Raw genomic sequence first — 22,943 nt, 5'->3', positions numbered from 1 at the left:
GTAAAAGGGTAGCGGTTTATTTCAAGGCTTGTGCCAGAAGCACCGCGGTATGTGTGGCCTCTGCATCAGCGCCGTCTTGGATTTGATGTCGACAACTGGTGCCATCCGCGACAATGACGGTGCCCGCCGCACGGCTGCGAATTGCGGGCAGGAGAGACATCTCAGCCATCGCCATTGATGCTGCATGGTGTTCAGCTTCGTAACCAAAACTTCCCGCCATCCCGCAGCATGACGATTCAATGGTCGAGACCTTGAGACCAGGTATCCAGCTCAACACGGTTTGAACAGGTGTCAGCGCATCAAACGCTTTTTGATGACAGTGTCCATGAAGCATCGCAGTATTCGTTTCAATCGCTTTAAGTTCAAGAGTGAAACGTCCGGCCTTTTGTTCGTTGACTAAAAACTCTTCAAACAAAAAGGCGTGTTGCGCAAGCAATTTGGCCTCTTCGCCGTATCCGTAATCTAAAAACTCGTCGCGCAACGTTAATAAACACGATGGCTCAAGCCCGACGATTGCCACACCGCGCTTGACGAAAGGCACGAGTGCATCCAGTGTGCGTCGGGCTTCGGCTTTAGCTTCGTCCACCATGCCTGCAGAGAGGAAGGTGCGACCGCAGCATAGCGGACGTTCACCTGGGCGTTGATTCAAGTGAACGGCGTAGCCTGCAGCTTCTAAGACACGCTTGGCTGCATGTGCATTTTGCGTATCGATGTAGTTGTTAAACGTATCGATAAACAGCAGCACTTCGCGACCGGAGGACAATGGCGTCTTCTGGACTTGCCGAGCAAGAAAGCTCGTTTTGAAACGAGGTAAGGAGCGCTCTGTCGCAAAGCCAAGGGCGCGTTTGGTCAAGGCGCCGATGACAGGTGTATGTTCAAGCGCACTCAAAAGACCACCCATGCGACTCGCGACACCAGCATAGCGCGGCATATAGGCAACCAGTCGCTCGCGTAAGGTCGTGCCATGCCGTTTGGCCCAAGCCGCGCGGGCTTCGATTTTCATTTTGGCCATGTCGACGCCCGTCGGGCAGTCACGCTTACAACCCTTACAGGAGACGCACAGATCCAGCGTTTCTTTGACCTCAGGACTCGCTAAACCTTCGGTGCCAAGCTGGCCCGAAAGCGCCAAGCGCAGGGTATTCGCACGACCACGCGTCAGGTGTTGCTCGTCCTTGGTGATCCGATAGCTCGGACACATCGTGCCGGCATCGAATTTTCGGCAATGCCCGTTGTTGTTGCACATTTCGATGGCCGACGCCAAGCCGCCACTCGCATCGACACCCGTGCCGGGTGCAGATTCCACCCCAGTCATCGGATCACGCAAGACGTTCCAGGCGGACCAGTCCAGCGCTGTCGGTGTCGAGGCGACCGAATAGCCTGGTGCAAAACGGAAATTGCTACGATCATCCATTTTTGGAGGATGAATCATCTTGTTTGGGCTGAATCTGTTGTCAGGATCAAACAGAGTTTTGATTTCTGCAAAGGCTTGATGGATACGCGGACCATATTGCCACGAGACCCATTCACCACGGCATAAACCGTCACCATGTTCTCCAGATAACGCGCCTTTGTATTCGCGCACTAGGGCAGAAGTTTCTTCGGCAATGGCGCGCATTTGCGCTGCGCCATCACGGCGCATATCCAAAATCGGACGGACGTGCAGCGTCCCCACGCTCGCATGGGCATACCAAGTCCCTTCAGTTCCATAGCGATTAAAGACTTCCGTTAGCCGGCTCGTGTAGTCTGCCAAGTGCTCGAGTGGAACTGCGCAATCCTCGACAAAAGAAACGGGCTTGCCATCACCTTTCATGCTCATCATGATGTTTAGGCCGGCCTTGCGCACATCCCAAAGTGCCTTTTGCGCTTTGGCTTCAGGCATTTTGACCACACAATCAGGTAACCCCAGATCGCTCAGCAACGTGTCGAGTTCATCTAGTTTTCTAATCAACTCCGCTTGGTCTTGTCCTGCAAACTCTACTAATAAAATAGCCGCGGGTGAGCCGACTAAGGCTTTTTCAATGACGGGTCTAAACGAGGGGTTTTCCATCGCCAGATCAATCATCGTTCGGTCGACGAGTTCCACTGCAGTGGGTTTGAGTTTGACAATATGCTGGGTGGTTTCCATGGCTTTATAAAAGCTTTGGAAATTGACGACCCCCAGGGTCTTGTGTTCAGGCAGCGGAGAAAGCTTGAGTGTAATTTGGCGACTGTAGGCAAGGGTGCCCTCTGAGCCCACCAGTAAATGCGAAAGATTGGCGATGCCGTCATCCGTATACGCACGCGGATTTTGACAATCGAACAAGTCAATGTTGTAGCCCGCGACGCGTCGCAATACTTTAGGAATACGCTCAGCGAGTTCGCCGCGTTCGCGCGTCGCGATCGTTTTAAGTGACGCTAAGATACCCTCTAGTCGTGCGCCCTGAACGGGATCTTTCAGAGAGCCAAAATAGGCCTGTGTTCCATCCGCGAGTACGGCATCAATACCAAGCACGTTGTGCACCATATTGCCGTACTCGATCGAACGCGAGCCACAGGAGTTATTGCCCGTCATCCCGCCAATCGTGCATTGCGCGCTTGTGGAAACATCGACAGGAAACCACAAGCCATAGGGTTTAAGCCATGCATTTAAGTGATCCAGCACAATGCCTGGTTCAACCGTGACGGTGCGCGCCTGTTCATCAAAATCCACAACGTTACATAACCACCGACTGTTGTCGATGATGAGCGCCTCGCCTACCGTCTGACCACACTGGCTCGTTCCTGCTCCACGTGACAATACCGCGACCTTTTGATCACGGGCGATGTCGAGTGCACGGAGGACGTCCGCCTGGTCGCGAGGCACCACCACACCGATCGGCGTGATTTGATAGATCGAGGCGTCAGTCGAATAACGTCCCCGACTCGCGCCGTCGAACAACACATCTCCACGCAACTCTTTAGATAAAAGTTGCGCGAGTGGGGAGCTGACGCCGGACTTGCTGGGTGAAAAGAAAACCGGTTTGGGGACCGCGGGAGAGACGACTGCGTTCATGATGCGTTTGCGAAATAATCCATGCCTGCGGCCACGCCGCTGCCAGCAAGTTTGACACCAGACAGCTTCAGACCCATTTCGATGCCTGTGAGTGTGGCGAGCAAGGTCAGGTCATTGCTATCGCCCAAGTGACCGATACGGAACATGCGTCCCTTGAGCTTGCCTAGTCCTGTGCCGAGGGAAAGGTCAAAGCGCTGTTGCACCAGTTTACGGATGGCATCGGCATCGACACCGACAGGTGTGATGACGCCAGTCAAAATAGGTGAGTACACGCTCGGGTCGGCGCACTGAATGGGCAAGCCCCAGGCGTTGACGGCGGCGCGCACGCCAGCTGCCCAGCGTTGATGACGGGCAAAGACATTTTCCATGCCTTCCTCCGTCAGCATATCAATCGCCTCCGACAGGCCATAGAGCAAGTTGGTGCTGGACGTGTAAGGCCAATAGCCGTCCTTGTTCATTTCAATGATTTCATCCCATGCCCAAAAAGAGCGTGGCAGATTGGCCGTCTTGGAGGCCTCGATAGCACGCGGTGACAAGGCGTTAAAGCTGATGCCGGGTGGCAACATCAAGCCTTTTTGCGAGCCACTCACGGAGACATCGATGCCCCATTGGTCATGCCTGAAGTCTGCGCTGGCCAAGCCAGAGATGGTGTCCACAATCAATAGAGCAGGGTGCTTGGCATCATCAATCGCCTTGCGTACCGCAGCAATGTCCGAAGTCACACCTGTTGATGTTTCGTTGTGAACCACACAGACGGCTTTGATGCTGTGTGATTTGTCCTCAAGCAGACGCGCATGAATCATGTCGGCTTGCACGCCACGACGCCAGCCGGGCGCATTAGGCAGGTGTTCGTCTTGACCTTGCCAAGACATAATTTCAGTCTTTAGGCCAATACGGGTCGCAAGCTTGTTCCACAGCGAAGCAAACTGTCCTGTTTCAAACATCAGAATGTGGTCGCCTGCGCTCAGCGTGTTCACAAGCGCAGCCTCCCAAGCACCCGTACCGGATGCGGGGTAAATCACAACCGGATGCTCAGTCTTAAAAATAGTTTTCATCCCTTCCAGCACCTTGCGACCTAACGCGCCAAATTCTGGTCCGCGATGATCAATGGTTGGCAGACTGATCGCACGCAAAATTCGATCTGGAACTGGGCTAGGACCAGGAATCTGCAAAAAATGGCGACCAGTAGGGTGAAAGTTAAGTTTAAGCATGAAGGCTCCAAGTTGGACGTTTCAAGAAAAATACCATAAGGCGCACCAAGAGTGTCTTAATCTAATGAGAGACGGATGGAAAACACCAAAAAGGAACTATTCAGGGAAGGGGCGGATGGCTATTTTTAGGCAAGGTTATCGTCAAGCCCGTGCGTTGTCTAAATCTATCAAGATCACTTGGCGCGTCAAGATCAAAGACAAAATGATCGCAGTCTGTGGCAAAACGATGAACGAGTTCAGAATGCGCGTGAATATAGTCTCGGCACGTCATGCTAGACGCTAGGGCGTTTCTCATGGCCTGAGGACTCAGTATCACCGGGTTGCCGCGCTGGTGATTGACGATGGGGTACACAATCGCGCACTCGTCTGGCCGATTGTAAAAAGCCTGCATGCAGGCGGCATAGTCAGCCGCTTGCATGAGGGGCTGATCGGCGAGAGCGATAAGAACTGGCATTTCTGCGTGATATTCGGCAAGGGCGGTGAGTCCGAGCGTGACAGAGGACTGCTGGCCTCGCTCTGGTTGAGCATTTCTAACGATTTGTACGGGAGCAGCAATGCGATTGAGCACTCGCTGGAGCTCCGCCTCAATGTCGCTATAAAAATTGCCTGTCACCACCATAATGAGCCCGGCGCCTGCGCTCAATAGTGCGACAATTTGACGCTCAAGCAAGGTTTGATCGTCAATGCGCAGCAAGCTTTTAGGTATTCGCCCCAGACGAGATCCCTCGCCGGCCGCGAGCAAGAGTGCAAGAAATGGCTGCGTGGCCAGAGACATTTGGGTGCCAGTCATGGGTCCGATCAGGTAATAGGCGCTGGGTTAAACAGCACCAGCGAGTTTTGTATCTTCCAATGCTCTGCCCAGGTTTTGCGTCCGCTGGCGATATCAAGCATCAGGTGAAAAATCTCCCAACCCAATTCGTCAAGTGTGAGTTCGCCGTCCGCGACGCGTCCTGCATTGACATCCATCAGGTCATGCCAGCGACGGGCCAGATCTGAGCGAGTCGCGACCTTGATGACAGGGCAGTGGGCCAGGCCGTAGGGCGTACCCCTGCCAGTCGTAAAAATATGCAGATTCATGCCTGCAGCCAGCTGAAGCGTTCCACAGATGAAATCACTGGCGGGCGTCGCGGCATACACCAGTCCACGCTGATTGCGCGCAAGTTTGTTGCCTGGTGACAGCACGCTTGAAATGGGAGCAGAGCCGCTTTTAATAATTGAGCCCATCGCTTTTTCAACGATGTTGGCCAAACCCCCAGCCTTGTTGCCCGGGGTGGTATTGGCGCTGCGATCGACCTTGCCACGTGCGAGATATTTGTCATACCAGTCGAGCTCGGCGACGATGTCGCGTGCGACTTCTGGGGTGGCGGCACGCGAGGTCAGTTGGTCAACGCCATCGCGCACTTCCGTGTTTTCACTAAACATCACGGTCGCGCCCGCCCGCACCAGCAAATCAGCGGCTTTGCCAAGCGCCGGATTCGCGGTCACACCGCTCAGCGCATCGCTACCACCGCACTGCATACCCACGACAAGCTCACTGGCGGGAACGGTTTCGCGTTGGCGCTGATTGAGTCTGTTGAGATGGACCATCGCCTCTTGCATGATGGCATCAATCATGGACATAAAGCCAACATGCTGAGGATCTTGCAAACACACTGTATCGACGCCTGTTGAGCGGTCATCCTTGATAGGAAAGCTGCCTGGTGGCATCAAGCGATCCGGCTGGAGTTTTTCACAGCCAAGACTCACCACCATGACTTCGCCGCCAAAGTTGGGGTTTAGGCTGATGTTGCGCACAGTGCGGATCGGAATCACGGCCTCAGGAGCATCAATCGCCACACCACAGCCATAGGCGTGATCGAGCCCGACGACATCATCAACGTTGGGATATTTGGGTAAAAGTTCGCTTTTGATGCGCTGCACTGCGAAGTCAACCACACCGGCAACGCATTGGACGGTCGTGGTGATCCCGAGCAAGTTACGGGTACCCACCGAGCCATCTTCGTTACGATAGCCTTCAAATGTATAGCCTTCGAGGGGGCCGCCAAGATCTGGCTTGACGGTCGCGATGGGCAGATTTTCAAAATTTCTTGCCTCAGGCATTCTGAGCAAGCGCTCGTGCACCCAGCTTCCGGCAGGGATGTCTTTGAGGGCAAAGCCGATGGTGACCCCATAGCGTGTCACAGGCGCATCTGTCTTAAAGTCGACTAAAGCCACCTTATGTGCCTGCGGCACTTTGTCCTTGAGGATCAGCCCGTCCAAAACGACGGTTCCCGCAGCAAGACCACCGTCATTGCCTACAATGGCGACGTTGTCGTCAGGATGCATTTTGATCAGATGAGGGTTGCTACTAGTCAAAGAAGTGGCCATGGCTCTGTTTTTTTAACGATAATGACGGCACATCTTATACCGACCCTCATTCAAACGCAGACACTTTATCAAAAATGAAAATTGTTGAAATCCGCGAGTCAACTCGCCCGATCAAGTCGAACATCAGAAACGCCTATATCGACTTTTCCAAGATGACCTTGAGTCTGGTGGCCGTGGTCACGGACGTGATCCGTGATGGCAAGCCCGTCATTGGTTACGGATTCAACTCCAACGGTCGCTATGGACAGGGCGCTCTCATGCGTGAGCGTTTTATTCCTCGCGTGCTGGAGGCTGCGCCCGATACGTTGCTGGATGAGCGTGGCATTTTGTGTCCGCACAAAATCTGGGCCACGATGATGAATAATGAAAAGCCTGGCGGCCATGGTGAGCGCTCGGTGGCGATTGGAACGATCGATATGGCGATTTGGGATGCCGTGGCCAAGATCGAGGGCGTCCCTCTTTATCAGATGTTGGCGGACCGCTACGGTAACGGCCAGCCTAATCGCAAAGTGTTTGTATATGCCGCCGGCGGCTACTACTGGCCGGGGCAAGGGCTTGAGGGCCTGACGCGCGAAATGCAGAGCTATCTTGATCGTGGCTATTCGGTCGTCAAGAAAAAAATCGGTGGCGCTTCTTTGGCTGAGGATTGCAAGCGGATTGAAGCCGTTCTCAAGTTGCTTGGCCCAGGTCAGCGTTTAGCCGTGGATGCCAACGGTCGCTTTGACCTCAAGACCGCGATCGCTTACGGCAAAGAGCTCGCGCAATACAACCTCTTTTGGTACGAGGAGGCGGGTGACCCGCTGGATTACGAATTGCAAGCCGAACTGGGTCAGCATTACGAAAACTCGATGGCAACCGGTGAAAACCTTTTTTCCATGCAGGACGCTCGCAATTTGATCCGTTACGGTGGGATGCGTCGTGATCGTGATTGGCTGCAGTTTGATTGTGCGTTGAGTTATGGCTTGGTGGAATATCTACGCACCTTGGATATGCTGCGCGAATACGACTGGTCACCATCGCGCTGCGTACCTCACGGGGGGCATCAAATGTCTCTGGCTATCGCCGCAGGCCTAGGACTTGGCGGCAATGAAAGCTATCCTGATCTGTTTCAACCCTATGGTGGCTTTCCGGATGGCGCTCGTGTTGAAAATAGTATTGTGACCTTGCCAGAGCTTGTTGGCATTGGTTTCGAAGGCAAGGCAGATCTTTATGCCGAAATGAGAGCGCTTGCTAGCTAAGCAGCATATCTCTCAAATGAAATTGTCTAATAGAACCTTTGCTGTTGCGGCAATCATTTTGGTCGCCCTCAATCTGTTTGTTTACCTGTGGTGGGCAAACAGACCTTTCGTTGTGCTGCGTCCAGCGGATGTCAATCGTGAAATTGTTGCTGGGCTCGAAGCGGAGAGCCAACGCATACAAAAGATGTTAGACAGCGCGTGCACGAGTCCGGAAATGCAAGCCTATCGCCGCGGCGAAGTCGGACCTCTGTTGCGTGCTCAACCCGGCTCAGGCGCGCCTGTCACTTCCAGGCCGACTGTTACACCAAACGCCTCTGTCGCGGCAACGCCTGACGTGTCTACACCGCCGTCTGTATCTGTCCCTACGACTGCGACGCCAATAGAGTCGCCCGTAGCCCCTCCCGACCAAACCTCCACAAAAATTCTCCCTCAAGAGCAGTTAGTCTCTTTGCTTGAAGCTAGCACTGTGAGAGTGTTGGTGTTTTCAGAGCAAATGAAATATCTCGGTCATGGCACGGGATTCTTTATTGACAAGAATACCGTTGTGACCAATCGACACGTCATTGAAGCTGGCAAAAAGTTTGCGATGACCAGCAGTTTTTTAGGCAAGGAACCACTGCCTATCAAGTTGATCGCCGCCACCAAAGACTCTGAATATACTCATCCAGACTTTGCCGTATTGCGTGCAGACAAAGTCCCTGCGACCGTGCGGCCACTTGCTATCTCCACCCAACCGCAACTGCTTCAGACAGTGGTAGCCTCCGGCTTTCCAAGCTCCGAGATCAGGGTTGATGCCAATATTGTCACGCCCAACACAGTATTTTCTCAGGGCGAGGTGAGTGTGTTGCAGCGCCAACCCAATAATATGGTGCTCGTCTTGCACACCGCTCGGATCGCGACGGGTAGTTCGGGTGGGCCACTCGTCAATCGTTGCGGCAATGTCGTGGGTGTCAACACGTTTATCGGCGCGCAAACTGACAAGTTCAGCGACCGCTCTTTATATGCCTTGTCGGGCAATGCATTGCGAAGCTTCTTGGACCAGAGCGGGGTGTCTTATCAAAAGATCGCCAACGACTGTTCCTCGGACCCCAAGAATTAACACAGCGACTAAAAGCTGACAGAGCCCCTCGCCATGCAAACACTGCCGATTATTACCAAGCGCACCCAAATTGATGTCCAGGGCATCAACGGTCAGCCCATTTTTACGTATTACCAACAGTTGTTGAGCTTGCTTAAAAAGGAAGGTCAACACGATGAATGGGCTCATCTGTTTGCCGAGCCTGTCACTAACGTGATGCGTGGAGAGGTGTCCTGGGTCACCAAGCTTGACGGTCCTGTTCGTCCCTTCGACACACTCGCTGCAGACGAAAAACTCAAGGTTGCCAAAACCTTGGCGCAGGCGTGCGGGATCGTGCGTCGCGTGGCTGACAAGGTTGGAACCGGAGCGGGCTCTTCGGCTGCCTATGGCGCACAAGCATTGAGGGCGATGCTTTCAACCCCGGATGTGCTCGCTTCAATTTTTATGGTGGGTGACCAGTTGGTGTTGACGCAATGGGGATGTTTGCCCTACGGTGCGCAGGCCCATGACCATCAATTTGACACCCGTTTCGCGCAGGTCTTTAAGCCTGCAGCCAAAGTCATTGCCTCACAGAAAGCTGCGGAGGTCGCAGCGCAATCGCCCTCGAGAACCTTCGGCTTTGTTGGAGTTGCCCAATGGCTGACCTTGGCTGCCTTGTGTCTCCTGTTGTTTGCAGGTCTGTTTTACAAGCAGTGGCTCACTGTTTTAGATCCTGGTCCTTCTGTACAAGTAGAGGAGGGCTTGCGCACGCGAATCGCCGAGCTTTGGGGTAAGGTCGAGAACAAGTCGGCTGCATGTTTCCCTCCTGCGCCCATTCAGCCGCCCGTCGTCACGACACCACCCGTTGTCACACCGCCTGTCACGATTCAAGAGCCTCCAGCGACAGTGACCAGTGGAGAGATTGATCGGCGACTCAAAGAAAACTCAGTGGCTCAAGGCAAGTTTGTCAATGTGACGCTCGCCTGGAAAAACCAGAGTGACTTAGATTTGATTGTGGTCGAGCCAGGTGGAGTTGCGATTAGTATGTATGACAATCACGTCCGCAAATCTGCAACAGGCGGTAGTCTCGACATTGACGCGAACGCTTGTCAAAAAATGTCAGGCTGTCCGTCACGCCCAGACCCGGTTGAAAACATATCGTGGAATGTCAAGCCGCCTGCTGGTCGTTATGACGTTTACGTTGCCTTATTTAGCGCAAACGTCGCGAGGGATCAGCGCGAAAATATTCCCTATACCGTCGTGGTGACCATTGATGGGAAAAAGACAAGTTATGAAGGTGTGATCAATACGACGGACATGGTCTGTGGCGATCGTTGCCGCAGCAAAGACAAAATTAAAGTCGCCTCTTTTGTTATTTCATAGAATGATCTACGCGTGATGTAGTCGTTTGCTTTTTACTTTTAAGTGAGTCCGTCAATATGTCTGCCCCTTTAATGGTTAAAACCAAGGCCTATCGCGCAGCCGTCGCTCGTGCTCTTGCCGAGCATCAGCCCCGAAAAGTGCTGGACATATGCTGCGGCGACGGTTGGCTGCCTTACTCACTTGGTCCGGATGTGGAGTTGCACGGGATTGACTTCTTTGAGCAAGTGCCCAAGGGCTACCATCGGTTTGAGGTTGCGGACTTTAATCAAGGATTACCAGCTAGCTTGGAGCAGTACGATGCAATCGTCTGCTGCGAGGCAATGGGATATCTCCAAAATCCCGGTTTATTTTTGCAAAGTGTCAGCAAGCATTTAAAAAAGGATGGGATCTTTATTTTGTCTATACCCAATCCTAACTACGTCGGCGCAAGAATCAACCATTTGATTCAGGGCTTTCCCAGATCCTACTCATGGTTCAAGCAAAATGACACCATGGAGCCTCATATGCCATGGTTGTCCTTGGGCATCTTCCAGTTGTGGCTACTGCTTGGTCTCAATGGTTTCAAAGACATGCAAGTACATGAGGTGGACGAAGAGAAACCTCGTCATCTTTGGGAACATTTACTTGGTTTCGTGATCAAGGGCTTTGCCAAGCGCCGCCTAAAGAAAGCGCCCTCTGAAAGCGTTCGCCAGCTTTGGACCCTCGCGATGCGAGACCAGGTGGTCTACGGGCGCCAGCTGGTCGTGTCTGCTGTGGTGAAGTAAGCGATCGATTTCACTATAATCGCTCGCTCTTAGGTCTCAATTTTATCCAGGTGGGTATTTCATCATGACGCAAGCTGCAGCTCAACAACCAAATCTACGCATCGCGATTGCTGGTTTAGGCGCGATCGGAAAGTCCATTGCAACCACCTTAGCTAAAGGCGGTGTTCCCGGCGTTGAGTTAACGGCGGTTTCTGCTAAAAACCATGAAAAAGCGAAAGAGTTTGTATCGACCTTAGCGAAACCCGTCAAAGTATTAAATATTTCTGAGCTGGAAAAAGAGGCAGATCTCGTGATTGAGTGTGCACCCGCCGCACTCTTGCCAGAAATTGCCTCGCCATTTTTAAAAGCCCAAAAGCAAGTCATCGTCTTGTCCGTGGGGGCGTTACTGTTCCACCCTGAACTGATCGCAATGGCAAAAGAGCAGGGCGGCGTGATCCATGTTCCGACCGGTGCCCTCATCGGCCTCGACGCTATGATTGCCGCAGCCGAGGGCAAGATTCACTCGGTGCGCATGGTGACCCGCAAGCCCCCCAAGGGTTTGGCCGGTGCGCCACATTTGATCGAGCACAACATCAGCATCGAAGGCCTGACAGAGGCGAAAAAAGTGTTTGAGGGTAATGCGCGAGATGCTGCCAAAGGTTTTCCAGCCAACTTAAACGTAGTCGTTGCTTTAGCACTCGCGGGTGTCGGACCAGAAAATACGCTGTTGGAAATCTGGGCTGATCCAGCTGTGGTCCGAAACACCCACACGATCGTCGTGGACTCCGATTCAGCCAAGTTCACCATGACGATGGAAAATATCCCCTCTGAAAATCCGAAAACAGGCCGAATCGTTGCTCAGAGCGTCATTGCCATGCTACGCAAAATGAAGTCTAGCTTCAAAGTGGGTACCTAAGCCTAAGCCGCTTTGTTTGCGATGTGCGCTTGACGCGGCAAATCCAATGTTGTGACCCGCGTCAGTTCTCGCTTGTACTGTTTGTCATCGAACGGCCGCGCCCGGTGCATCGTCGTTCGATTGTCCCAAATCACCAAATCGCCTAGTTCCCACTGGTGGGAGCATAAAAACTCCCGCTGCGTGGCGTGCTCGATCAGGTCCTTGAGCAACAACCGACCCTCAGGCACTTCCCACTCAATGATTCTCGCGGCATGCGAGGCCAAATAAAGCGCTTTGCGATCAGATCCTTCGACGGTTCGCACTAAAGGGTGTGTCGCGCCCGGAAGCTTGGCTTGTTCCTCAGGTGAAAAGTCGAATCCCATGGTGTGCCGCGAATACACAATTGAATGGTGTGCATGTAAAGGCTCGATGACTGTTTTGAGTTCAGCGCTCAGAGCATCGTAAGCTGCCCGCATATCCGCAAACTCGGTATCTGCCCGCACAGGGGGAATGTTGCGTGCGAATAGCATGGAATAACGACCACAGGGGTTTTCAAAAGAGGCATCGGTATGCCATATCCGGTTACTAATGCCGTTCATTCTGCGACGATCCTGTGCCTCCAGGATGTTGCCGTCACCGCCAACATTGGAAATGTCTGTTAGTGCTTCGTTCCCAAAGCGGTTTTTGGTCAGCACGGCAGAGGAAGTCTTAGCGTGCAGCTCGCCATCCAGACGCCGCGCAAATTCAACTTGCTCATCATGTGAAAACTGTTGGCCGCGAAACACCAGCACACCGTACTGACTCATCGCGCGCCTAATTTGCTCTAAAAGCGCTTGGTCATACAAGGCGCACAAATCAATCGGACTGGCTTGCGCCATGAACGTTGGGTGCAGTTTTGTGAAGGTCAAGCTCACATTTGTCTCCCGCTACTGAATAGTTGTAGGCTAGGTTGATTTTTTTAGTTAGGATTTGTGTCTTGAAATATACACGCTCTCTCCCTGTTACAGACTGGTTGCCATGACTAAAAAAATTGTTTTTTTGACCAACCCGATTCATCCAGAAATTCATGCTGAGCTTGAAACAGTGGCTCGAGTGATCGTTTCGCCGTCCACCAGTGACCTAGATCTGATTGCCGGCGCGGAGTCAGCTTCGGTCATCGTGGTGCGTCACCCGTTGCCCCCTGCGCTGTTTGAGCGTGCGTCGCAATTAGTGGGCGTGCTGCGCCATGGGGCGGGCGTCGACATGGTGCCGATTGATGTGGCATCGCAGCATCACATCGCTGTTGGGAATGCCCCGGGAGCTAACGCTCGCACAGTGGCAGAATTTGCTGTCGGTCAAATGCTGGCACTGGCCCACAAAAGTGCGGCCATCAATATGAAAATACGAACTGAAGGCTGGGGCCAGGCGCGAGCCATGGCGGATCAGGGCTTCGATTTGGCGGGTAAGCGGGTCGGTTTGGTCGGCGTGGGTGCGATCGGTCAGGCTGTGGCTAAGATCTGTCATGCGGGCTTTGGAATGGAAGTGATAGGTTACCGACCCAGTGGACGGCCAAGCTTGGATATTATTAAGAACGTCTCCTTGGAACAGATCTTCTCAGATTCAGACTTTGTAGTGCTCGCGTGCCCTTTAAACGACCAAACCAGAGGTTTGATCAATCGAAGCTTGTTGGAGTCGATGCAATCAACCGCCTGCCTGATTAATGTGGCGCGCGGAGCCGTGGTCGACCAAGAGGCTCTGGTGGACGTATTGGTAACTAAAAAAATCGCTGGCGCTGCGCTTGATGTATTTACACAACAGCCTTTGCCGGCATCCTCCCCCCTTTATCACTTAGACCATGTGTTGCTGTCTCCTCATATGGCTGGCATTACTGACGACAGTCTCAAGGCTGTAGGCGCAAGTGTGGCGGCTCAAGTTAAGCAATTACTCAGGGGAGAATTGCCGGAGCATCTTGTTAATCGTTCACATTCGGCAGAGATTCTGGTGCGGTTACAGCACTTGACCAAAAAAGATTAAGATTTGCTTTATTTGCGTGGGCTATCGCAGTGATTGAAGGGCTCTATCTAGGAGATAGTTCCCGTGAGAGAGAGGGGGTTTGATTTTCTCTGGCGCTGATCCGGTGCTACTATTTCAGGTTACCGAAGTTTGAACTCAGTGTCTTTAAGAAGCATTTACATGAATCTGCCACTCAACGCTCCTGATTACGTTCGTCACGAAGGCCTCAAAAAATGGGTCGCCTCTATCGCTGCCAAGGTCAAACCTGCTCGCATCGTGTGGTGTGACGGTTCCCAAGAAGAATACGACCGACTGTGTGCCGAGATGGTGCAGTCCGGCATGCTGATCAAGCTCAATGCTGAAAAGCGTCCAAATTCCTTTTTGGCACGCTCTGCACCGGATGACGTGGCACGTGTCGAAGATCGTACGTTTATCTGTAGCGCGAAAAAAGAAGATGCGGGTCCGACCAACAATTGGATTGCGCCTGCTGAAATGCGCACCAAGTTGGACGAATTATTCGAAGGTTCAATGGCCGGCCGTACGCTTTACGTTGTGCCATTTTCGATGGGCCCACTGGGTTCCCCGATCGCTCAGATCGGTATAGAGCTATCTGATTCGCCTTACGTTGCTGTCAACATGCGCATGATGACGCGTATGGGTAAAAAGGTGTACGACGTTCTGGGAACAGACGGTGAGTTTGTGCCTTGTGTGCACACTGTTGGTGCGCCCCTCGCAGCGGGACAAGCAGACGTGGTCTGGCCTTGTAACGAAACTAAATACATTGTCCATTTCCCTGAGACCCGTGAAATTTGGTCCTATGGTTCTGGTTACGGCGGCAACGCTTTGCTGGGCAAAAAATGTTTCGCCTTGCGCATCGCCTCGACAATGGGTCGCAGCGAAGCGAGTGAAAAGGCTCCTGGCTGGTTAGCCGAGCACATGTTGATCCTGGGCGTACAAGCTCCTTGGGGTAAAAAATATCATGTCGCAGCCGCTTTCCCCTCAGCCTGTGGAAAAACCAACTTTGCGATGTTGATTCCTCCCGCAGGTTTGGCTCAGCAGGGTTGGAAAATCACCACAATCGGTGACGATATCGCCTGGATTAAGCCCGATGCTCAAGGTAATCTCCGAGCGATCAATCCAGAGGCAGGCTATTTCGGCGTAGCACCTGGTACCAACGAGCAGTCCAACTTTAACTGCATGGCCACGCTCAAGAGTGACACTATTTTCACAAACGTCGCCTTGACGGATGACGGCGACGTTTGGTGGGAAGGCATGTCCAAGGTTCCTCCTGCACACCTGATCGACTGGCAGGGCCGTGACTGGACGCCAGAGCAGGCCAAGGAAAAGGGCATCAAAGCTGCCCATCCAAACGCACGCTTTACTGTTTCTGCTACGCAAAACCCCGTACTGGACCCAGAGTGGGACAATCCAGAGGGTGTTGTGATCGACGCGTTCATCTTCGGTGGTCGTCGCTCCACAACAGTGCCTTTGGTTACTGAAGCGCGTGACTGGGCTGAAGGTGTCTACATGGCCGCCACGATGGGTTCTGAAACCACTGCAGCAGCCGTGGGTCAACAGGGTGTGGTGCGTCGCGATCCTTTTGCAATGTTGCCTTTCTGTGGCTACAACATGGCCGAATATTTCAGCCACTGGTTGTCCCTGGGTAATTTCTTGCAGTCCTCGGGTGCCAAGTTGCCCAAGATTTTCTGCGTCAACTGGTTCCGTACGGATGAAAATGGCAAGTTTGTCTGGCCTGGTTTCAGTGAAAATACGCGCGTCTTGAAATGGATGTTAGGTCGTATCGAAGGCCAAGCTCAAGGCAGCGAGCATGCTTTTGGTATTACGCCGGAATTTGCTGATATTGATTGGGACGGCATGGATTTTTCCAAGGAAAAGTTCAACACCATTACCTCGATTGATGTTGCCGCATGGCAACAAGAGTTCAAACTTCACGACGAGTTGTTTGAAAAGCTTTCCTTTGGTTTGCCTGAGCACCTGCTCAAAATCAAAGCCAGCTTCGAAGCCCGTCTTGGCAAGTAATTGTCTGCGACTGAGTTGAGTCAAACTCAGTCTGACGCGATAAAAAAGGCCCGATCTTCGGGCCTTTTTTATTCTTTATGATCCGGCACTTGTTTACGTACCGGCTCTTTCCAACATAGCATGTAACAACACGTTGCAACCCGCTTCAAGGTGCGCAGGCTGCGCATCCTCGATTTCGTTATGACTGATTCCATCTTTACATGGAACAAAAATCATCGCAGTGGGGGCGACGCGCGCCATATACACAGCATCGTGTCCGGCACCACTCACGACATTCATCTCGGATAAACCGATCTTTTGAGCACCATTGCGAACAGCACCCACGAGCTCTTTAGCGAAGGCTTGTGGTGGAAAGTAGACGACTTGCGTGATGTCGATGGTGACCTTGCCTTTTTTCGCAATCTCTTGCGCCCGAGCCTGCAAGGTTTCGACCATGCGGGTCAACACCTCATCGCTGTCCGCACGAAAATCAACAGACATTTTGACTGTGCCAGGAATGACATTACGCGAGTTGGGATAGTTGTCCAACATGCCAACCGTACCACGTGCATTGGGCGCATGATCCAAGGCGGTTTGATTGACCAATTGAATCATATGTGAGGCCGCGAGCAGGGCGTCGTGACGCAACGCCATGGGCGTTGGGCCCGCATGGGCTTCGGAGCCTGTGATGACCACATCAAACCAGCGTTGTCCTAATGCTCCAGTCACCACACCAATCGTGATCTCATGTGCCTCTAAAACCGGTCCTTGTTCAATATGTGCCTCAAAGTAAGCACCTATTTTTTTAGGATCAATCTGGTCTGTGCCGTTGTAACCAATTGATTTGAGGGCTTCGCCAACAGAGATCCCATCGCGATCTTTCTGCTCAAGGATAAAGTCCGTTTTGAACTCACCAATAAATGCACCCGACCCCATCATCACGGGGACAAAACGTGAGCCTTCTTCGTTGGTCCACACCACAACTTCAAGCGGTGCCTCGGTTTCTATACCTGCATCGTTCAAGGTATGCAGCACTTCAATGCCTGCTAGCACACCGTAGTTACCGTCGAATTTTCCACCAGTGGGCTGTGTATCAATGTGACTTCCTGTCATGACGGCTGGCAAGTCGTTGTTCCGGCCCGCACGTCTGGCAAAGATATTACCGACCGCATCAATGCGAATCGTGCAGCCAGCGGCTTTGGCTTGAGCGACAAAATAGTCACGGCCTTGGCGATCGAGGTCCGTCAATGCCAGTCGACAGACGCCGCCTTTTTTAGTGGCACCGATTTTTGCAAGCTCCATCAGAGCTTGCCACAGGCGCTCCCCATTGACGCGCAAATCAGTCAGGGGGGCAAGTGCGGTGACAGACATAATCTAACTCCATGAAAGTTTCGTGAATCTTGTGGCAATTAAGCGACTCTGTAACTAAACAGATTGATTGCGCTTAAAGTAAGAACTAGGTTAAATGATGCCATGCGATCGCGCAATGCGTGAGCGTATTTAAATTAGATAAGGTTAAAAGATGAAACTTGATGCGATTTCGCACCGTCACCGCAATACCAAGATTGTTGCCACGTTAGGGCCCGCTAGCAGCGACCCTGCCATGATCCGCCAGCTTTTTGATGCCGGAGTGGATGTTTTTCGTCTAAATTTTAGCCACGGTACGCATGCCGACCACAAATTGCGTTATGACGCGATCCGTCAGATTGAGGCCGATGTGGGGCGTCCAGTTGGCATTTTGATGGATTTGCAGGGCCCCAAGCTGCGCTTGGGCAAGATCGTAGACGGCAAACTCGCACTGAGCACAGGTCAGAAAATTCGTCTGGATTTGGATCCTACCCCAGGTGATATCAATCGTGTGCCATTACTGCACCCCGAAATTTTCGCGGCGATTCGCCCAGGCGATGACCTGTTGATTGACGATGGTAAGGTCCGTCTGCGTGTCCTCGCGTCGACCAAAGAGTATGCGGATGTTCAGGCACTCAATGCAGGCGTTATCTCGGATCGCAAAGGGGTCAACGTACCCGGTGCGATTTTGCCAATGTCCGCCTTAACCACCAAAGATCGAGAGGATCTCGATTTTGGTCTGAGTATCGGGATGGATTGGATCGCACTTTCTTTCGTGCAGCGTCCTGAGGATATTATTGAGCTGCGTGAAATTGTAGGCAATCGTGCCTGGATCATGGCCAAACTTGAAAAGCCCTCCGCGATTGACTCGCTTGAAGCGATTGTGGCGAGCTCAGATGGCGTGATGGTGGCGCGCGGAGACTTGGGTGTTGAGTTGCCCCCCGAGGAAGTCCCCGTCTTGCAAAAACGCATTGTTCGTGCCTGTCGTGAGGCCGGCAAGCCTGTGATTGTGGCGACTCAAATGCTTGAGTCCATGATTACCTCACCCGTCCCCACACGGGCCGAAGTCAGCGATGTGGCAACGGCGGTCTATGACGGTGTCGATGCGGTGATGTTGTCCGCAGAGTCTGCCTCAGGAGCCTATCCGATCGAAGCAGTGACCATGATGGATAGGATTTTGCTCAGCACAGAAAAGGATCCCCTTCAGCGGATCATGATGGAAGCTGTGCATTCACGTCGCAAAAATGATGCGCGTGATGCAATTTCCGCAGCCATCCGCACCGTTGCCGAGACGCTCCCGGTTGCGGCCACCGTTGCTTATACCTCCTCAGGTGCAACGACCCTGCGCGTCGCACATGAGCGGCCACGTGCCCCCATCCTAAGTATGACCCCAGTCGCAGCGGCCGCGCGCCGTTTGTCACTCGTTTGGGGCGTACATTCGATCCAGGCCGCTGACGTAGAAAGTACCGAAGAAATCGTGATGCACGCGACTCTCGCCGCCAAGAAAAACGGCTTTGGTTCACCTGGTCAGGCGCTGTTGATTATTGCCGGAACACCTTTTGGCGTACCGGGCTCCACCAACCTGTTGCGTATTTCTTGGATTGGTGAGGAGCCTGACGTTTCTTAAAAAGCGACTTGTAAACTCAGTTGTCCGAACACGCCGTTGTAAGCGCCCGTGATGGAGGTGTCATAGCCGAGGTTAAAGCTGAGTTGAGCGTCTTTAGAAATATGGACGTTCACTCCAGCATCGAGGCTCAACCAGTTTGCTGGAGTTTGCGCATTAAAGCTGACACGATCATTGTCGAATGGGTTGATGAAAGATACTTGGGGGTTGCGCCCACTCAGTGTGGATAAGCCACTCAGCCTTAGCCATGCTTGTGACCGAGGCCCTTGGTTCGTCGATGAGTCATAAGCAATCTTGACGCCTATCCTGCCCGTGGTAGACGCGTCATTTGGAATGCCAATCTGAGCGTAAATGTCTGCTGTGTCATTGAATTGACTGTTGTTATAGACAAGCTGAGCTTGAGGGGTTAGGCTGACACGCTCTGTCAAACCGATGCGCCATCCTGTCTCGATTGAAGCTGTGAGCCCCCAGCCTGTGGTGTTGATGGCGGTGCCCAAAACTGAATTCACCCTCATACCTGTAAATCTTGTGCCTTGTAAGACCGCATCCACATACAAGCCTTGAACGTTCATGTGCGTGGCATTAAGACCCAGTGAAAAACCTTGCAGCGAGGTATTTCCAGTTTTAAAACTGCCGTTCGAGCTATACGTATTTCCAGAGGCTTGACCAAAGGTGATGAAGGGCCCGAAAAAGGTTTGAGCCCCATCGTCAGACTGCTTGCGATATACATCTCGGCCCAATTGAATGGCAAAGGTTCTCGCATCTAGACCAGGACCCTGATTGGCATCTTGAGATCTGAGTTCGGCAGACTTGCCCAGCACGCGTCCCCAGGTCATCGGGCTGGTCTTTAGACCTAGACTTTGAGCACCTTGAGCAAAGTCGGGGCGACGCAAGTCAAAGTTATCAACGGTTGTGCGTGCATATAAATTCGCCAAACTTGGCAGAGCAGGGTAGGCGGCAACTTCGATTCGCTGCGAGGGTTCTGGCGTGACATTAGAAGGGAGTATGCCGACACCTGGAACGATGACTTGAGCAACAGCTTGTGCCGGCTGTTGTGTTGGGTCGTAATTTTCCAGTGGCTGACTACCGTAGGCCGCGGCGGTAGCAAGAGAGTTGGAATTGTCCGATTTTAAATACCAGCTATCAGGCGAGCTAGCACCTCCCTTGACCACGCTGTATTCGTAGGGACCCACGGCAATACGGTTGGGATAATAAAAAGCGGTATTACTCGTGATGGCACCAGCCGCAGCGATGATCAATGGAATGCCATCGCCCGAAGTGGGTTGTCCCAGTTTCTCAATGTTGATGAGCCCTATTTGAGTAGAGCCTGAAGCAATATTTCCTTGACCTGTAATCGTCAGCGTGTTGGCCACTAAATTAGATTGCACGGTGTTGAGCTCTGTCACAAATACGCCACCGTTACTGGTGTAGTTGCCTGCGATAGTGAGGTTTGTTTGAGCACCCGAGGTACCGGGCTGGATCATGCCCGAATTATTGACGGTGCCATAGATCGTCCCATTACCTTGAAGTGTTGACGTCTGGCTAATAGAGACGCCCGAAGCGACGGAGCCAGAGATGATCAGCGTACCCGCTGAAACTGTCGTCCCACCTGTATACGTATTGTCACCAGAGAGAATCAAGACACCGTCACCAGTCTTGGTCAGGCTTGAAGAGGATGCCGCCATCCCCGAGCTGTTAGAGATCGGGCTTGAAATTTCAAGACGTGAATTTTCATCAACCTTGACCTTACCCCAGCCATAAGCATATCCATTCGGAGTATTCATTTTGACATCTGCGCCGTTTAGCGCTTGGAGCGAATTGGCTCCCGTCAGCTCATTGTTGAAGTTGCTATTCCGCAATCCATCAAAACTCAATAATTCAGTCGTATTGTTTGTATTAAAAGAAATCTTGCCGTTGATCTGAGAGCCGGGCAGCAGCGTGACGCTGTTAGAGAGGGAGGTCGAGGCACTGTTGTCAAAATAGATCGCTTCAGACGGCGCACTGATCGCGCCAGAGTTCACGATTGCGGCGGCGCCGGTCACAGCGATCCCTCGTGCAGAGCCTTGTGCCGTGATCGTACCGGAGTTATTGATTGAAATAATATTGCCAGTATTGCGCACGGAAATACCATCGGCGTTCAGGCCTGACGTCGTGATGGTGCCACTGTTGGTGATCGAGCCCATCGCTTGCGCAGACTGAAGCCGAATACCGTAGGACAATAAGCCGGTGGTGGTAATACTTCCGCTGTTGGTGATGGTATTTTGAATCGCGCTCGAGGTGGCGCCGGAGTTTATATGCGCACCGATGGCATTTGCACCGCTTGTTTGGATAGAGCCCGCATTTAAAATCGTATTCCCACGTGAACCGGCATTACCCGCAACGATATACATGCCATCAGAGCCTCCTCCACCGGTGATGATTTGACCCGAACCAAAGTTATTCAGTGTGCTTCCCCCGGCCTGTGAACGACTATTCGCACCGCTCGACATCCCGTAGCCGTTAAAAAACGTTCTTGAATTCAATACGCCGTAGTTATTGACGGTGGACCCGCTGCCAATCCCGATCGGGGCGCCGTTGATACTGAGTGTTGTTCCACTCAAGACATTGACGGTCACGTTGTTATTTGACGTGGTGGTGTCGGTTTGCACACCGCTCGTCGCGGCTGGGGTGACGCTCGGTGAGCAGGTAACCGTCTGTCCCTCAGTTGGGCTGTAGTTGTCGCAACCTCCGATGCTTTGAGCGAGACTGACATGACTGAGGGTCAGTGCGCTCGTGAAGAAAAGAATGCGAGCCAAAGCGGTTTGATAGGACATATGTATGAGGAGGGAAGATGGGAAAATTAATATTTCTTAACATTCGTATTGTCCGACACAGGGCACGCCAAGGAAATTCGCCAATTGCAATACAAATTGGTATTTAAGTACTGGTTTCGGTAGATGAAGTCAGTCAAGACTTTTTAGGGAGCGCCTTCCTCACTCAAGGCTAGGGACAGTCACACTAGGAATTTATGCGGCCGAATGCTACCCTTTTTGAAATATTCAAAAGCTTGTTGTGATTGGTCATTTCTTAGCGTTCAACACTTTTACCCAAGAGGTTATTCATGCGTTTTCGTCTGGCTTTAACAGCAGCAACATTCGTTGCAGGTATGTCGGTAGCGACCTCTTTTGCTCAGGGAACAGATTCCCCAAAAATGGGGGATGAAAAATACAAGCCCTCAGTCGGTCAAAGCGGCAAGGACGTCATTTGGGTCCCCACTAATGACGCAGTCGCTGACGCCATGCTCAAAATGGCAAACGTCAAACCGGGCGATCTGGTCTATGACCTTGGATCCGGTGATGGAAAAATAGCAATCGCAGCAGCTAAAAACTTTGGTGCAACCGCTGTAGGGATCGAGTTCAATAAAGACATGGCAGAGCTCGCCACGCGAAATGCGGCAAGGGCAGGCGTTTCTGATAAAGTGAAAATCATCAATGGTGATATTTTTGTCGAGGATTTTTCCAAGGCAAACGTTCTCACCATGTACCTTCTGCCAGACCTTAACCTTAAGCTTCGCCCCACTATCCTCAAAATGGCACCCGGGACGCGCGTCGTCACAAACTCTTTCAACATGGGCGACTGGGAAGCAGATGCGCTCATCGGCAATGGTTACACACAGGGTTACTTCTGGGTGGTTCCTGGTAATGCTGCAGGCAAGTGGACGATCAAAGGCATCGAGGCCAGCAAGGCCGCAACTCTTGATCTGACCCAGCGCTATCAGCGTGTCGGCGGTACTCTTTCTCTTGATGGAAAGTCGCAGCCTATTCTTGGTCCTAGCTTAGTGGGTAACCGTCTGAAATTCAGCTTTATTGATCACAGTGGTCAATCAAGAATCATCGATGTCACGTTGAAAGGCGATACGTTTGCTGGCAATGTGCTCGAAAATTCGCCTCTCTACGAAGTCTCAGGCACACGTAACTGAGTCTTTTTATCTAGATCATTTCCAATCGTTTTGATCGCTCCTCATCTGTACCAGGCGTACAGATGAGGAGCTTTTCAT

General features: G+C 52.4%; 16 protein-coding genes. 9 read left to right on the top strand and 7 right to left on the bottom strand.

The features are described from left to right. Positions 1-16 precede the first annotated feature (16 nt). The 4 genes from WBJ47_RS13370 to garD form a co-directional block, all read right to left on the bottom strand. On the bottom strand, positions 17-3,031 hold the full coding sequence (locus WBJ47_RS13370; RefSeq protein WP_422243593.1) for an FAD-binding and (Fe-S)-binding domain-containing protein: 3,015 nt from the start codon (positions 3,029-3,031) through the stop codon (positions 17-19). Continuing rightward, positions 3,028-4,242 (bottom strand): pyridoxal-phosphate-dependent aminotransferase family protein, encoded by a 1,215-nt coding sequence (locus WBJ47_RS13365; RefSeq protein ID WP_422243592.1) that lies wholly within the window; start codon positions 4,240-4,242, stop codon positions 3,028-3,030. Before WBJ47_RS13365 ends, WBJ47_RS13370 begins: the two co-directional genes overlap by 4 nt. A 100-nt stretch (positions 4,243-4,342) precedes the next feature. Further along, positions 4,343-5,032 carry a nucleotidyltransferase family protein gene (locus WBJ47_RS13360; RefSeq protein ID WP_422243591.1) on the bottom strand — a complete coding sequence of 230 codons (690 nt, stop codon included), beginning with the start codon at positions 5,030-5,032 and terminating at the stop codon, positions 4,343-4,345. 8 nt (positions 5,033-5,040) lie between these two features. Then, positions 5,041-6,609, bottom strand: a complete 1,569-nt coding sequence (garD, locus tag WBJ47_RS13355; RefSeq protein ID WP_422243590.1) for a galactarate dehydratase — start codon at positions 6,607-6,609, stop codon at positions 5,041-5,043. A gap of 74 nt (positions 6,610-6,683) precedes the next feature. Here garD and WBJ47_RS13350 point away from each other — a divergent pair, with 74 nt between their 5' ends. The 5 genes from WBJ47_RS13350 to WBJ47_RS13330 all read left to right on the top strand — a co-directional run bounded on the left by WBJ47_RS13350 (position 6,684) and on the right by WBJ47_RS13330 (position 11,946). Next, entirely contained in the window at positions 6,684-7,847 is a 1,164-nt protein-coding gene (locus WBJ47_RS13350) for a mandelate racemase/muconate lactonizing enzyme family protein (RefSeq protein WP_422243589.1), read from the top strand. Positions 7,848-7,863: 16 nt separating this feature from the next. Next, positions 7,864-8,946, top strand: coding sequence for a trypsin-like peptidase domain-containing protein (locus tag WBJ47_RS13345; RefSeq protein WP_422243588.1), 1,083 nt, complete (start codon positions 7,864-7,866; stop codon positions 8,944-8,946). A 33-nt stretch (positions 8,947-8,979) separates the two neighbouring features. Beyond that, entirely contained in the window at positions 8,980-10,287 is a 1,308-nt protein-coding gene (locus tag WBJ47_RS13340; RefSeq protein ID WP_422243587.1) for a hypothetical protein, read from the top strand. A 56-nt stretch (positions 10,288-10,343) separates the two neighbouring features. Continuing rightward, positions 10,344-11,051, top strand: coding sequence for a class I SAM-dependent methyltransferase (locus WBJ47_RS13335; protein WP_422243586.1), 708 nt, complete (start codon positions 10,344-10,346; stop codon positions 11,049-11,051). 64 nt (positions 11,052-11,115) lie between these two features. Beyond that, complete coding sequence (locus WBJ47_RS13330; RefSeq protein WP_422243585.1) at positions 11,116-11,946, top strand: aspartate dehydrogenase; 831 nt, start codon at positions 11,116-11,118, stop codon at positions 11,944-11,946. Positions 11,947-11,948: 2 nt separating this feature from the next. Here the strand turns inward: WBJ47_RS13330 and WBJ47_RS13325 are convergent, their stop codons facing one another. After that, complete coding sequence (locus WBJ47_RS13325; protein WP_422243584.1) at positions 11,949-12,839, bottom strand: TauD/TfdA dioxygenase family protein; 891 nt, start codon at positions 12,837-12,839, stop codon at positions 11,949-11,951. Between the two features lie 103 nt (positions 12,840-12,942). Between WBJ47_RS13325 and WBJ47_RS13320 the strand changes: the two genes are divergently transcribed. Continuing rightward, complete coding sequence (locus WBJ47_RS13320) at positions 12,943-13,938, top strand: NAD(P)-dependent oxidoreductase (protein ID WP_422243583.1); 996 nt, start codon at positions 12,943-12,945, stop codon at positions 13,936-13,938. A gap of 159 nt (positions 13,939-14,097) precedes the next feature. After that, the gene (locus WBJ47_RS13315) at positions 14,098-15,957 is read left to right on the top strand and encodes a phosphoenolpyruvate carboxykinase (GTP) (protein WP_422243582.1); all 1,860 of its coding nucleotides are present in this window, start codon (positions 14,098-14,100) and stop codon (positions 15,955-15,957) included. A gap of 93 nt (positions 15,958-16,050) precedes the next feature. Here the strand turns inward: WBJ47_RS13315 and WBJ47_RS13310 are convergent, their stop codons facing one another. Continuing rightward, on the bottom strand, positions 16,051-17,307 hold the full coding sequence (locus WBJ47_RS13310; protein WP_422243581.1) for a Zn-dependent hydrolase: 1,257 nt from the start codon (positions 17,305-17,307) through the stop codon (positions 16,051-16,053). A 151-nt stretch (positions 17,308-17,458) separates the two neighbouring features. Here WBJ47_RS13310 and pyk point away from each other — a divergent pair, with 151 nt between their 5' ends. Next, the gene (gene pyk / locus WBJ47_RS13305) at positions 17,459-18,910 is read left to right on the top strand and encodes a pyruvate kinase (RefSeq protein WP_422243580.1); all 1,452 of its coding nucleotides are present in this window, start codon (positions 17,459-17,461) and stop codon (positions 18,908-18,910) included. Here the strand turns inward: pyk and WBJ47_RS13300 are convergent. Then, entirely contained in the window at positions 18,907-21,720 is a 2,814-nt protein-coding gene (locus WBJ47_RS13300; protein WP_422243579.1) for an autotransporter outer membrane beta-barrel domain-containing protein, read from the bottom strand. The two genes, pyk and WBJ47_RS13300, sit on opposite strands and share 4 nt — an antisense overlap. Positions 21,721-22,007: 287 nt before the next feature. Between WBJ47_RS13300 and WBJ47_RS13295 the strand changes: the two genes are divergently transcribed. Beyond that, positions 22,008-22,865, top strand: coding sequence for an SAM-dependent methyltransferase (locus WBJ47_RS13295; protein WP_422243578.1), 858 nt, complete (start codon positions 22,008-22,010; stop codon positions 22,863-22,865). Positions 22,866-22,943: the final 78 nt, after the last annotated feature.

This window comes from Zwartia sp. (genome assembly GCF_049655405.1).
GTDB lineage: Bacteria > Pseudomonadota > Gammaproteobacteria > Burkholderiales > Burkholderiaceae_B > Zwartia.
This window is presented reverse-complemented; position numbering and strand designations above follow the sequence as displayed.